The 13,796-nt window shown below is 53.9% G+C and carries 12 protein-coding genes and 1 pseudogene; 7 read left to right on the top strand and 6 right to left on the bottom strand.

The genetic code is table 11. The features are described from left to right. Positions 1-1,542 carry an ATP-binding cassette domain-containing protein gene (locus IPM39_08840; GenBank protein ID MBK8986172.1) on the bottom strand — a complete coding sequence of 514 codons (1,542 nt, stop codon included), beginning with the start codon at positions 1,540-1,542 and terminating at the stop codon, positions 1-3. A 1,318-nt stretch (positions 1,543-2,860) separates the two neighbouring features. Next, positions 2,861-4,024, bottom strand: a pseudogene (locus IPM39_08835) (substrate-binding domain-containing protein). Positions 4,025-4,448: 424 nt separating this feature from the next. Here IPM39_08835 and IPM39_08830 point away from each other — a divergent pair. Then, positions 4,449-5,684: an ROK family transcriptional regulator gene (locus IPM39_08830; protein MBK8986171.1), complete on the top strand. Its 1,236-nt coding sequence runs from the start codon at positions 4,449-4,451 to the stop codon at positions 5,682-5,684. Positions 5,685-6,093: 409 nt separating this feature from the next. Here the strand turns inward: IPM39_08830 and IPM39_08825 are convergent, their stop codons facing one another. Further along, positions 6,094-6,255 carry a GTP-binding protein gene (locus IPM39_08825; protein ID MBK8986170.1) on the bottom strand — a complete coding sequence of 54 codons (162 nt, stop codon included), beginning with the start codon at positions 6,253-6,255 and terminating at the stop codon, positions 6,094-6,096. Between the two features lie 362 nt (positions 6,256-6,617). On the opposite strand from IPM39_08825, the gene IPM39_08820 reads away from it, so the two are divergent. From IPM39_08820 to IPM39_08795, 6 genes are all read left to right on the top strand, one after another. Then, on the top strand, positions 6,618-6,797 hold the full coding sequence (locus IPM39_08820) for a hypothetical protein (GenBank protein MBK8986169.1): 180 nt from the start codon (positions 6,618-6,620) through the stop codon (positions 6,795-6,797). Between the two features lie 9 nt (positions 6,798-6,806). Next, positions 6,807-7,274 carry a flavodoxin domain-containing protein gene (locus tag IPM39_08815; GenBank protein ID MBK8986168.1) on the top strand — a complete coding sequence of 156 codons (468 nt, stop codon included), beginning with the start codon at positions 6,807-6,809 and terminating at the stop codon, positions 7,272-7,274. A 137-nt stretch (positions 7,275-7,411) separates the two neighbouring features. Continuing rightward, the gene (locus IPM39_08810) at positions 7,412-7,678 is read left to right on the top strand and encodes a hypothetical protein (protein ID MBK8986167.1); all 267 of its coding nucleotides are present in this window, start codon (positions 7,412-7,414) and stop codon (positions 7,676-7,678) included. A 78-nt stretch (positions 7,679-7,756) separates the two neighbouring features. After that, the gene (locus IPM39_08805; GenBank protein MBK8986166.1) at positions 7,757-8,197 is read left to right on the top strand and encodes a nitroreductase family deazaflavin-dependent oxidoreductase; all 441 of its coding nucleotides are present in this window, start codon (positions 7,757-7,759) and stop codon (positions 8,195-8,197) included. Between the two features lie 60 nt (positions 8,198-8,257). Further along, on the top strand, positions 8,258-9,151 hold the full coding sequence (locus tag IPM39_08800; protein ID MBK8986165.1) for an alpha/beta hydrolase: 894 nt from the start codon (positions 8,258-8,260) through the stop codon (positions 9,149-9,151). 31 nt (positions 9,152-9,182) lie between these two features. Next, positions 9,183-9,581, top strand: coding sequence for a hypothetical protein (locus tag IPM39_08795; protein ID MBK8986164.1), 399 nt, complete (start codon positions 9,183-9,185; stop codon positions 9,579-9,581). A 322-nt stretch (positions 9,582-9,903) separates the two neighbouring features. Here IPM39_08795 and IPM39_08790 read toward each other — a convergent pair whose 3' ends face one another. The 3 genes from IPM39_08790 to IPM39_08780 form a co-directional block, all read right to left on the bottom strand. Continuing rightward, complete coding sequence (locus IPM39_08790) at positions 9,904-11,190, bottom strand: DUF3179 domain-containing protein (GenBank protein MBK8986163.1); 1,287 nt, start codon at positions 11,188-11,190, stop codon at positions 9,904-9,906. A 270-nt stretch (positions 11,191-11,460) separates the two neighbouring features. Beyond that, complete coding sequence (locus IPM39_08785; protein ID MBK8986162.1) at positions 11,461-12,276, bottom strand: response regulator transcription factor; 816 nt, start codon at positions 12,274-12,276, stop codon at positions 11,461-11,463. After that, entirely contained in the window at positions 12,269-13,447 is a 1,179-nt protein-coding gene (locus IPM39_08780) for a GAF domain-containing protein (protein ID MBK8986161.1), read from the bottom strand. The genes IPM39_08785 and IPM39_08780 overlap by 8 nt, the downstream gene beginning before the upstream one ends. Between the last annotated feature and the right edge of the window lie 349 nt (positions 13,448-13,796).

Raw genomic sequence — 13,796 nt, 5'->3', positions numbered from 1 at the left:
TTAATTGTTTTTGTGCGAGTCAATGCCCGTGGCAAGCGCCATAATTTTTTCTTGTGTCGCGGTTGCAACGTCCAGGGTGCCGTTAGATTGACCTTCGTGCATAACCATAACCCGGTCGCTCATTCCCAACACCTCCTCTAGCTCGCTAGAGATCATGATAATGGAGACCCCGCGTTCCGCTAATTCGTTCATCAATTTATAAATTTCATATTTTGCGCCCACGTCAACACCCCGTGTCGGATCATCCATAATCAATATCTTTGGCCTGGACATAAGCCATTTGGCAATGACGACCTTTTGTTGGTTGCCGCCAGATAATGTGTTACAAGAGACTTGTAGGTTGGGCGCTTTAATTGCCAGACTCTTCGCCTGATGCAGGCTTGCCTGCAATTCCGCATCTTTATCCAGGCGAAAAAATCCCGCGAACTGACTCAGGTTAGGCAAGGAAACGTTCTTCAAAACAGATTGCATAAGGACAAGCCCCTGCCCTTTGCGATCTTCGGGCACCAGGCTGATGCCGTGTTCGATGGCATCGCGGGCGCTGTTTATCTTTAAATCTTGCTTTTCCAGAACGAGCTTACCACCGGTAATTTTGCCGTACTCGCCAAATATCGTCGTAACGAGTTCGGTGCGGCCAGAACCCATCAGACCAGCAATGCCCAAAATCTCGCCACGACGCAGGTTGAAATTAACGCCATTCACCACTTTGCGCGAGGGATCAGTCGGGTCTTCGGCATGAAGATTCTCTACCTCGAAAATGATTTCGCCAGGCTGCCGGCTGCCTTTGGGGAATCGCTCCTTCATCTGGCGGCCCACCATGTATTGAACCAGTTTCTCTTCCGTTAAATTCTGCGTCGGCTGGGTTGTTACTGTCTCACCATCCCGTAAAACCGTAACGCTGTCGGTTATACGGAAAAGTTCATTCAGTTTATGGGTGATATAAATGATCGTGACGCCATTTGTCTTGAGAACTGCCAAAATCTCCATTAACTTTCTGATTTCGACTTCATTCAGGGCGCTGGTTGGTTCATCTAAAATGAGGACTTTGGCATCTTCAGAAAGGGCTTTGGCAATTTCTACCATCTGCATTTTGCCAACGCCCAGGGTGCGAACCACAGCATGTGACTTTACATCCAGGTTATACCGCGCCAGAATTTTATCTGTGTCAGAATAAAGTTTGTTCCAGTTGATGACCTTTCTTTCAACCGGTTCTTTGCCCAAGTAGACGTTTTCGCCGACGGTCATACTGGGCACCAGGGTCAGTTCTTGGTGGACAATGGAGATGCCTAATTCACTGGCATGCCGGATAGAACTATGCTCCAGCTTAAGCTCTTCGTCGTTATAGAAAACTTCACCCTCATATGTGCCGTAAGGATAGATGCCTGACAAGATTTTCATCAATGTAGACTTACCGGCTCCGTTTTCGCCGCATAGTCCATGAATTTCGCCCCGCCGAATTTTGATGGATACATTGCTTAACGCGGTAACACCGGGGAATTTCTTGGTCACGTTTCGGATATCGAGGATGATGTCGTCACTCACGGAATTCTCCTCTCAACTTTGATCTGTACTTCCGCCTGGTATCTGATGATGAAACAACCAGGGTTAACGCTTAGTGAGCATCTAGAAATTACATGGCCCAGATTGGACCAATCTTGCAGATTGGTCCAATCTAATACTTAGCAGAAGCCAGCTTGAATTTTACACTCTTTTGGGAGAGTCAGGTTCGACTTCCTGACTCATCTGAGATAGATCCATCTCAGATGAGAGGAAGTCGAACCATTGTCAATTACGCTTTATTCAATTATGGACGAGCCGGCCGTTGATCTTCAGGAATATCCCGGAAAACGTCATCAAAGGATTGGAACCCACTGACGACTACCAGCTCGTAAGCATTGTCTATGTTCACCTGCTGCACCGGCAAGAAGTAGGCGCGCACTTCACCGGCCTGGGCCGCATCATTGGTGAGTTCGGCCATGGTGTAGGTGTCCAGACCTTCAATCGCTTCACCCCTGATGAGTTTGTCCATCATGTCCACAGCCAAGGGGGACAGGTTACGGATGTCTTTCAGGATAGAAACTGTCAGTTCACCCTTAACGATGCTGTTAACACCGTCGGCGGTGGCGTCTTGCCCGGAAATCGGCACAACCCCGGCCAAACCCTGGGCTTTCATCGCTTGCAGCGCGCCCAAAGCCGTACCGTCGTTGGAAGCAACCACTGCGTCAATGTCGTTACCGGCGGCTACCAGGATGTTTTCCATGGCTTTCAGCGCGTTGGCGGCATCCCAGTTGTCCACCCACTGGTCGGCTACAACTTCGATTGTGCCGGCGTCCACATAGGGCTGCACAATCTCATCTTGCCCCTGACGGAAGAGAATGGCGTTGTTGTCGGTGGGGCTGCCGCCCAGTTTGACCAGGCGCACCGGCCCATTGGCCGCCACGTCCCAGTTCTCGATGTCCAGGGCTTGCATGACGCCCAGCGCCTGCTGCCGTCCTACTTCCACGTTGTTGAAGGAGAGGTAAGCAGCGATGTCCGGCGATTTGATGAGCCGGTCGTAGGCTAACACAGCTACCCCGGCTTGTTTGGCGCTGGAAACGGCCGTTGACAGCGCATCACCATCCTCAGCAATGATGATCAGACCCTTCACGCCCTGGCTAACCATGTTGTCAATCTGGTCAATTTGCAGTTTGACGTCGTGGTTGGCTTCCTGAGAAAGCACAACGTAGCCTTTCTCTTCTAGCAGTTGACGCATCAGAACTTCTTCGTTCTTCCAACGCTCGGTCGCAAAGTCAGAGAAAGAAAGACCGATTTTGATACCTTCGACAGATACGGTTTCACCAGCCGAAGCTTCAGCCTCCCCTGGACGAGCTGGCCGTTGATCTTCAGGAATATCCCGGAAAACGTCATCAAAGGATTGGAAACCGCTGACGACTACCAGCTCGTAAGCATTGTCTATGTTCACCTGCTGCACCGGCAAGAAGTAAGCGTGCACTTCACCGGCCTGGGCCGCATCATTGGTGAGTTCGGCCATGGTGTAGGTGTCCAGACCTTCAATCGCTTCACCCCTGATCAGTTTGTCCATCATGTCCACGGCCAAGGGGGACAGGTTACGGATGTCTTTCAGGATAGAAACTGTCAGTTCACCCTTAACGATGCTGTTAACACCGTCGGCGGTGGCGTCTTGCCCGGAAATCGGCACAACCCCGGCCAAACCCTGGGCTTTCATCGCTTGCAGCGCGCCCAAAGCCGTACCGTCGTTGGAAGCAACCACGGCGTCAATGTCGTTACCGGCGGCTACCAGGATGTTTTCCATGGCTTTCAGCGCGTTGGCCGCATCCCAGTTGTCCACCCACTGGTCGGCTACAACTTCGATTGTGCCGGCGTCCACATAGGGCTGCACAATCTCGTCTTGCCCCTGACGGAAGAGAATGGCGTTGTTGTCGGTGGGGCTGCCGCCCAGTTTGACCAGGCGCACCGGCCCATTGGCCGCCACGTCCCAGTTCTCGATGTCCAGGGCTTGCATGACGCCCAGCGCCTGCTGCCGCCCCACTTCGACGTTGTTGAAGGAGAGGTAAGCAGCGATGTCCGGCGATTTGATGAGCCGGTCGTAGGCTAACACAGCTACCCCGGCTTGTTTGGCGCTGGAAACGGCCGTTGACAGCGCATCACCATCCTCAGCAATGATGATCAGACCCTTCACGCCCTGGCTAACCATGTTGTCAATCTGGTCAATTTGCAGTTTGACGTCGTGGTTGGCTTCCTGAGAAAGCACCTGGTAGCCTTTCTCTTCTAGCAGTTGACGCATCAGAACTTCTTCGTTCTTCCAACGCTCGGTCGCAAAGTCAGAGAAAGAAAGACCGATTTTGATACCTTCGTCATTTGCTATTACTTCCGTAGTGGCTGCCGGAGCAGTCGTATCTGTCGTTTCGGTTGGGGTATCGGTTTGCGAACTACAGCCTGTTAATGCTGCAAACATCAACAAAGCGATCATTGTTATAATTAACCATGCCTGCCTGGATCTCATTTCTTATTTTCCTCCACATGTTGACTTATTGGTAAAATAAAACCCTGTTTTTTGCACGATAGACCAGAAGTTATAATTGATACACCTCCTTTTTACTGGTTAGTTCGATGGTTTGGTAAACCACCTCGGTTGGGCTAATAAATCGCTATATAAGCGGCTTATAAATAATAATTACCTGTATTAGTTTATAATACAAACTATTTCGCCAGAGTATATAATGCTTTTCCAATGCGTCAACATCTGCCCGGCCAATTGTGACAAATGTCATATTTTTGACGTGACAATTATAATATGTTGCCCAAAATCGCGGTAAGCAGGCCTGGTATGGGGATTATCTGCCTGCCGCAGCCTTGACGCTATTCAGCTTAAGTAATAGACTTTTAATTAGTTAGTAGCGAATACAAACTAAGATGGACAAGCAATTATGACGCAAAAAAATTCGGTTGGTCATGCCGTGATGCGCGACATGAATCTGACTCTGATTCTCAACACCTTGCGGTCCGAATCCACTTTATCTCGTGCTGCGTTGGCTAATATCACTGGATTAAATAAAGCCACAGTATCCAGCATGGTTAAGGAATTGATTCAGAACAATCTGGTTCGAGAAATCGGGTCGGATGTTTCCAGCAGTGACGTAGGGCGACCCGCCATCAATCTGGAATTGGACCCAGAGGCCGGATACATTATTGGTCTGGAGATTGGGGTTGATTTTATTTCCGTTGTTACGGTCAATTTTGCGATTGAGGTGGTTGCCCGACGGTTTGAAAGCACTACCAAATATTTCAATCGGGAAGCTATTCTGGATCGCGTTTTGTTTTTGTTGCAAGAGAGTTATAAACAGGTGCAAAAGCGGCAGCGGCCGCTGCTCGGCATTGGCGTCGGGGTACCTGGTCTGGTTGACGTCAGCCAGGGTTCCCTTCTTTTTGCCCCTAACCTCAATTGGTCTGATGTACCTCTGCGCGATATGATTCGGTCCGTTATCCCCGTGCCTGTCTACATCGCCAACGAAGCCAATCTGGCGGCCCTGGGCGAAAGTTATTTTGGCGCCGGACAGGAGAACGATTCCTTGCTCTACGTTAGTTCTGGGGTTGGTTTGGGTGGGGGCATTGTCTTGAACGGCCGTCTGATCGAAGGCGCCAGTGGTTTTGCCGGTGAGGTGGGTCACATGACCGTGGAAAAAGATGGTTTAAAATGCAACTGTGGCAATAGAGGCTGCTGGGAAACCGTAGCCAGCCAGCGCGCCCTGTTCCACCTCGTGGCCGAAGCCCTGCAACAAGGGCAACCCTCGTGGATGACAAGTATAATCAGCGACGACTTTAGCCGTATTTCGATACCGCTTATTATGGAAGCGGCTGGCAAAGACGACCCCGTGGCCCTCAACGCCCTGGCTGAAACTGGCAAATGGTTGGGAATCGGCATTGCCAGCCTCATGAACGTCATCAATCCTCAGCGCGTGATCTTCGGTGGGCCTTTATGGGCGCTGCACCAATATTTGCTGCCCAGCATCCGGGAAACTGTCACGCAGCGAGCCTGGCATTGGGTTCAAGAAGGTGTACAGATCATCCCCGCCGCCAACGGCGAAGATGCCGTTGTGATGGGTGCAGTCGCCATTGTTTACCGGGATGTGCTGAACAAACCACGCCAGTGGGGGGTTTTATAGCAAGTGGACGGAACTATTCGCAAGGAATGGATCCACATGGAAATTGCAATGGCAGGTCCTGGGTAAGATGGGGCCAACATGACAGGCGCTTGCTGTAAGGCGGCCACCTCAGAATTTGCCTGGCTGGTCGGGGCGCCAGTAGTAGCTGGTTCGTGTCAGAGTGTTGGCGTCATAGTTCCTTTTCAGGGATTTTGGCCAATTTCGGATGTCGGATTGGTTGGCTGTTTGTTAACCGCGACCCTCACGCGCCACCCGCTACCCACTGCCTCCTGGCGGCGGTCGCCGTAGGGTTCGGCCCAGACTGCGGTGATTTCCAACTGGACTTCAGCGTCATCGGGCCAGTTTTCGCGGGGTTCGACGGCCCACCAGTGGCCCACCAGCGGCCCACCAGCGGCCCACCAGCGGCCAGTCAGTTGGAAGCAGCCATGTCGGTATCGCTGGCGAGCCAGAGAAAGCCTTTGGAACGCAGCAGTTTCTTGAAGCCGCCACCCTCAATGAAGTCCAGCAGTCCCTGGGCAGTAAGTTTCTGGGGAAGCTGCCGACGAGGATACACCTGGCTGCCCTGACGCAAATCGTGGTGTTGCTGCTGTTTGGCCCAATTGTCCTGGCCCTTCAGCTCTGGCTTTGAGTGCGATCTACCCGTTTAGCCGTGTCGCCGTCTAGTTTGTAGTCGGTTTCCTTGTGCTGGGGACCATCGCCAACCCGACCATGCCGAGCAGGAAAGAGCGGCTGCTCTGGGGCTGGCTAACGTCATCATGTTGTTGTCTGCAATCTTGATTACGCTCAGTCTCTAGACGCCGCCGAACGCTTATTGTGCAACTTTTCACGATGGGTGGCGTAGTAAATAACGGCCGTTGTCCGCAAAAATTATCTGCCCCAAAAGCAGCCGGTGAAGCGGCCTGCTTACAAGGTATAAAACCGAAGGAGATTGACATGAGTACACAAACGCAACCTACCGACGAAAAGAGCCTCCCCTGTGAAACCTGCGCCATGCGCCACAAAGCTGAAACCAACCCCAAATCGTTCCGGGCGCGGCTGTGGCGCTGGCACACCACCTGGTGTCCCGGCTGGAAAGCATACCAGGCGCACCTGGCGCAGCAGGCAAAGGAGTAAACAGCCGCCATGAAAGCTTTGGTCGTCTACGACTCAGTTTTCGGCAACACGGAAAAAGTGGCCCAGGCCATTGCTGCGGCGCTGCAAACAACCGCTGTGCCAGTCGGCCAGGCTGCGCCCGATCAACTCGAAGGACTGGATTTGTTAATTGTTGGCTCGCCTACACGCAGCTTCCGCCCCACGGAGGGTGCCTCGCAATTGCTAAACGCCCTCTCTAAGAACCATCTGGCCGGCGCTGGCGTGGCCGCCTTCGATACCCGCATCGATCTGACGACAATTGATTCGTCCGTCTTTCGCTTTATTGTGGATAAAGGTGGTTACGCAGCCAATACCATTGGCAAAATGTTGGAGAAGAAAGGCGGCCGTCTACTGGCATCGCCGGAGGGTTTTCTCGTTACCGGCGAACAAGGACCGCTAAAAGATGGCGAATTGGAGCGGGCTGCGGCCTGGAGCGCGCAAATCGTTCTTCACGGATAGCGGCATGATATCTTCTCTTGCAAAGCAATGCTCAAACATTATCTTGGCGGTATCGCATTGGTGATGAGTCTGGTTTGTTTTGTGACCGGCACGCTTTTTGGGCGTGTGGTCTGTTAAGTTGAAAAAAGAGGTGTTTCGTGAAGGAAAAATTTACAGCCGCCGGTAGGAATGAATTAGAAAACACAGCCAACGAAAAAGGTGAAATTGCCGGGTTTTGGCGCGGGTTGTGGCACGGCCTGATCGCGCCGGTTGCCTTTGTGATGTCGTTGTTTAAGGACAACGTGGGCGTGTACGAAGCCCATAACAATGGCAAGTGGTACAACTTTGGCTTTGTCCTGGGCCTGATGATCACGCTGGGTGGCAATAAAGGCGTTAATATGCAGGCCAATATGCCCAAAGAGTAAGTTGACGACCAGGGCGGCGTAGCGGTTTTGATGATAAACGTTGGAATTCTGAAACGTTTAGGTGGTACGCACGTGGGAGTGTGGGCTATCAGGCACGTGGTAGCGCCGTTGGACCGCCGGTTGTATCTGTGGACGAACGGCCGTTTCCTCACCACCGGACGTCCCCTCGCCCCCACACTGCTGCTGACCACCACCGGTCGCCAAAGCGGCCAGCCGCGCACCACGCCGGTCTTTTACCTACGCGACAGCGGCCGCATCATTCTCTGCAATGTCAACCCCGGCTTTGAACGGCCAAACCCGTGGACGCTGAACATCCGCGCCCAGCCTGCTGTTGACGTGCAAATTGGGGGGTGGAACGGCTGTTACCACGCCAGGGATGCCACCAACGAAGAGGTATCCCACTACTGGCCGCAGTTGGTGCAGATGTGGCCAGCGTATCAGCAGCACTTTGCGCGCAGCGGGCAGCGTTCTATTTTTGTTTTAGAAGAAAATCACCGAGCCGATGCGCCAGTTCAATGATTAGGACAGCGCAAGTTTTGTTGTTTTTTGAAAATCTCGACATTGGAGAACCCTGGCCGCATGTCAACGAAGCAAACTCGACACACTTTCATGGTAGAGGGCCATCAATTGGTCGCTTATGGCTTTAACACCCATCTGTCACAAACACCGATCGTTCTTTTACATGGCATTACAGCCTCTGCCAACTCCTGGTTAGTGGGACCGCCGCCGGTATTGGCGCACTATCCCTGGTATTCGCTCAGCCTGCCAGGGCATTTTCCGGCACAGTTTCCTCTGGGATTTGCATCAGCCGATTTGACGCCAGAATTAGTGGCCCGCTTGTTGAGTACGGCCGTGCGCCAGTTGGTCGGCGGGCGACCTGTCATCCTCATCGGGCACTCGACGGGTGGTTTTGCCGCGCTGGCCGTGGCTGCCACAGCGCCAGAATTGGTGGCCGGTGTGGTGTGTATCTCTGGATTTGTGCAAGGGCGTTGGACGGGCGTTTTAGGAATGCTGCAAGGACTGGCTAGAAACGGCCGTTTCGCCCAAAGTCTGTTCAAAGCCAATTTCAAGCTCTTGGGGCAAAACAGATGGTACTATCGGCAAGCCCTCGGGTTCTATGCCCGAGACAAAAAAGCCCTTTACACGCATCCTGAACTAGCCGCCTTCATCGCCCTAAACCACCCAGACGCCAGGCGGCTGAGCAGTGCGGCCATGCTTACCTGGTTTCAGCGGATGCCGCAAACCGACATCACCGATTGGTTAACGGCCGTTACCGCGCCCACGCTGGTTCTTTTTGGCGACAGCGACCCCATCGTGCCGCCGGCGCAAGGCGAACGGATTGCCGCTGGTCTGCCGCAAAGCCAAAAGGTGGTTTTTTCAGGCGTGGGTCATTTACCCACGTCAGAACGGACGCCTGAGTTTCGTCGTGTCTTGGCCGACTGGTTGAACGACCATAAAAATCGAACCGGCTGACAGGTCGGCTGTCTGTACCATGGAGGTTTTCATGAACCGCCCTCTGGCCCCACCCCATCCCGGCCGATTTCCTGCCTCGCCCGGGAAAAATAGACGTCAACTCCTGCCGACCGTTCTGCGTCACTATCTGCTGGTACATTACAACCTCGCCGATCTGCGGGAAATCGCTGCGCGCCTGGGCATTGATTGTGAACAGATCGGCGGTGACAATAAAAAGGCCACTGGCCTGGATATGGCCGCCTTCGTTGTCAGAGAGCGGTTGGCGCTGACTCACCAGTCGAACCGACTTTACGATGTCTGGGCGGGCGACCGCCATCTCATTGCCAAAGAGTATTTGCAGCCGGACGAACTGGCCGTCGCCCCCGCGCGCGAATTGAACGCCTTACAACGATTGGCCGGGCTAGACGTTGCCCCGCAGCCCGTTTTCTAGGACCCGGCGCTCGGCCCGGTGGTCGTTTACGCTTACATGGAGGGGAGATGTGGAATAGAAAACGGCCGTCGCCCGATCAACTGCGAGAACTGGCCGAACTGTGGCGGCAAATAAACGCTTTGCCAGTTGACGGCTTGTGGCTGTCGTGGGTCATTATGCTTCACCTTTGGAACTGGCGAGCCAGTTTCGCGCCTGGCTGCAAACGTACCGGGCCTGAAGCGTGGCTCACTACCCGCCGGCCATGCCGTTGACCGATTTGCCTCTTGTATGTCCACTTTTTTGGGGGAACCCCAATTTTTATACCTGGTTCGTAGCTGCGCCGCTACGGCTGTTGATAGATGCGTGTGTCAGGCCGGAAAGCAGCCCAAGAGAACCAAAAATGGTCTACTTTGACAACGGCCGTTAATGTCTGCCCGGCCAACTCGCCAGCAGTGGCCTCGCCCAAGATATTCCAGGTACTGCCTGTTTGTTCATCTTTGAAGGTTGTGCCATTCTTGGCAAAGGTGAGTGTCTGACCATTCAACTCCCTGGCAAAAGCGCCATTGGCGCCCACATCTTCCCCGGCAGCAATATCGCTGTCATCCAGCACTGAGGCCAGACCCGCCTGCCAAAAAATAGCGATGTCTACACCGCCTACAGTGTCATTGATGACACCCACTTCTTGGAGCAGATCGTTGGGATAGGCCACTGCTTCGTCATTTAATTCCACAGTGATCACACGAGCCATTGCCGGTAACTGATCTGGCGTATTGCCACTAAACAGGAAGGGGGAGTTGTTGATATTGTCATAGCCGCTATAGGGATTCTGTCCGTAATTCCGGGAAAAGCCGGTTTCGCGGGAAAGAACCTGGGCTTCTGGATACCTGGCTCGCGCCTCGGCCCAGCTAATGATGTTGGCTGGTAAGAACGCCAGTTGTGTCCCGGTCAGTTCGCCAATGACGGCCTCGCCGCTGGCCTGCTGCCACCAGCTTTCCGTTTGCCGGTCATACATGAGCAGGTTGCTAAAGCGCAGCCGCCCGGTTGTGCCAAAATCGAGAAATTGGCCGTTTACGGTGGCATCGAACACAATAGCTGTGTTGCATAGCGGGCAGAAGGTGACGACGATGGGACGGCCGTTTACCACATCATTCACAATTTCATGCCACATCAAAATTTGGAAAGGGTAAACCCGCACAGTGTCTTGTTCCTGAAAAACGGTCACTGGTTCCAAATCATCCAGCCAGGCGTCGGCATCGGTGATGCTGACAAACTGTGGCCCATCAATGGCCGGAATGCCATCTTTCGGCGGCCCGCCGGAAAGGATTTCGCTGTAGGGGATGGTATGGACACTAAAATCGGTGCGGAACTCTCCCGCAGCACCGGCAGGTGGATCTTCGGCAGGCAGTAAAGCAGGCGACTGTGTGACTTCGGCAACGGCCGTTATGATCACATTGTCTGTTGTTGGGGGCGCAGCGGTTGGCGCAGCGGTTGGCGCAGCGGTTGCTACAGGAAGCTCCGCATTGACGCCGTTTTCCGTCGGGGCAGTCGGCCCAGTTTGGGTACACGCTACAACTGCGAAGGCAAGTCCTGTCAACAACCATGCTAAACGAAAAAGCAAACGAATCTGCATTACCTATCCTTTATTTGTCATAGGCGAATTCCGAGAAATAATCGAGTGAAAATTCGATGTATTTCGGAATTTTCTTGAGGCATTTTCGCATTGAAGGCTTATTTATTATTCCGAAAATGCCATACTTGGAAGCGCTGAAAGTCAAGCCATCTCGTCGCCCAGCCAGATACACATCATCCTGTGCATGACACACATAAAGAGTATAAAAGAAAAACGGCCGTTTCTTTGAAACCAATCAGTAGCCAAACAGTGACGGTGCGGTAACGGCCGTTATCCCCCCACCAACCGGTACCCCACCCCACGCACATTGAGGATACATCGCGGCTCCTCCGGCTGCGTCTCCACTTTCTGGCGCAGCGTATAGATGTGGCGCTTGATCAGTTCCTTCGCTTCCCAGGGTTCTGCTTCATGGTCCAGCGCCACTTTCACCAGCGTCACGTAATCGATCACCGCCCCGTCCCGTTCGGCCAGCGCCAGCAATACCTGATACTCGGCCGGCGTCAGTGCCAGCGGCTGACCCTGGTGGCGCACTTCATACGCCGCCAGGTTAATCACCAGATCGCCAACCCGCAGGATGGGGGGTGGCACGGCCTGGCTAAAAGAGGGCGTGGCCGGCAGCTGCTGCAAACGCGCCAGGCCAACTTGCAAGGTTTCCAGCAGCGCCGCCTGTTCCCGCTGGCGGCGCGATTCAACCAGGGCACGCCCCACCACTTCGCGCAGCGCGTCGGCTTTAGCCGGTTTGAGCAAGTAATCGAAAGCGCCTTCTTTAACGGCCGTTATCGCCGTCTCCAGTGTGCCATGTCCAGTCAGCATGATCACTGCCAGGTGGGGCCACTGCGCCTTGATTGCAGCCAGCAGTTCCGTGCCGCTCATGCCCGGCATCCGAATATCCAGCACCGCCGCTTCCGCGGCAAAGGTCGGCAGCAAAGCCAAAGCGTCCGCCCCAGCAGCCACATCCTGCACCTCGTGACCATCCTTTTGCAAAATCGCCTTGAGACCTTCGCGGATATTGGCCTCGTCATCCACCAGTAGAATTCTGCCGGGGAACGGCTCGTATTGATGTCCGGTCAGTTGATCCTCACCCATCTATCAATCCTCCGTTCTTCATGGCGTAAATCGGCAGCACCACCGTAAACGTGGCCCCCTGCCCAGGGCGGCTGCTCACCAGCAGCTCTCCCCCATGTTTGGCGACAATCTCATGGCTCACCGCCAGGCCCAGACCCGACCCCTCCTTTTTGGTGGTAAAGAAGGGATCAAACAGATGCGCCTGGGCCTCCGGCGACAACCCTGGCCCGGTATCGGCAAATTCAACAGATAGCTTCTCATCTTCGTGGCAGGCGGTAATCGTTAACTGGCCCCGGGCCGGCATCGCTTCGGCGGCATTGAGAATCAGATTAAGAAACACCTGCTTCAACTGATTTTCCACGGCCAGAACGGGCGGCAAATTATCCGGCAAATTTTGTTGCAGCGTGACGCCCGACCGCTGCACTTGCTTTTCGGCCAACATGACCACGTAATCAAGCGCGGCAGCGACATTGACTAGATGCTGCTCTCCCGCTTGCGGACGCTGAAAATCAAGCAGCCGCCCCACAATGGTCGCAATCCGATCAAATTCTTGCTGCACCACGCCCAAACGACGATCTCCGCCCGCTGACAGGGTTTCCTCGGTTAATAATTGCAAATATAAGGAAATGGCTTGCAGCGGATTGTTGATTTCATGAGCCACGGAAGCCGCCAACTGCCCCACCGCCGCCAATCTTTCGGCGCGAATGATTTGGGCTTGCTTTTCTTCCAACTGGCGCGTCCGTTCGGCCACGCGCCGTTCCAACTCGACCGTCCAGCCGCGCAGTTCCGCTACCAGCCGTGCATTTTCCAGGAAAACGGCCGCCTGGTCGGCAAACACCTGAGCCAACTGCAAAGCGGCCGCATCAAAGGCATGAGTTTCGCTCTGACAAAAAAGAGTCAGCACCCCCACAATTTTTTCACGGCAAATAAGCGGCACAGCCAGTACCGATAAGACGCCAGCCGCGACAACGGTGGGATGAACCCGCGCATCCAGGCGGGCATCATCAATAATCAAGGATTGGCGCTGCTGCCGTACCCAACCAGGCACACCCTCGTTAAAGGCAAAGGTAATAGTATCCACCTGCTCTGGCGGGATATTGTGGCTGACAGCTACACGATGGTGTTGTGAAGTCTGGTCAAGAATGAACAGTACCCCCGCGCTTATGGGCAAGGTTTCGGCTGCTTTTTGCATCACCAGGTGCAGGGTGCGGTCTAAATCTAACGAGGCGGCAATTTCACGTCGTTCATGAATAGCAGCCAGCTTTGGCCTGCTCCCAATTTTGTTCTGAACTGATGGCTGCCTGCATAAGCATCTCCGGTGCTGTGTGTGGCCGGGTACTGCTTCTTTGACCCCATTTGCACCTGATTTCTTACAACGCCGCCGAAACAGAAGCGGGCTGGCCTGGGATTGAACAGGGTCAAAACGGTGGTGGAGAAGCATAACGGCCGTTTCTGGGTAGAAAGCCAGCCTGAAAAAGGTTGAGTTAACGAGACGTCACCATTCCGTAACCAAATCGTTTCTGCACTGCCGCGCGGATTGT

It is taken from the genome of Candidatus Leptovillus gracilis (genome assembly GCA_016716065.1).
Lineage (GTDB): Bacteria > Chloroflexota > Anaerolineae > Promineifilales > Promineifilaceae > Leptovillus > Leptovillus gracilis.
This window is presented reverse-complemented; position numbering and strand designations above follow the sequence as displayed.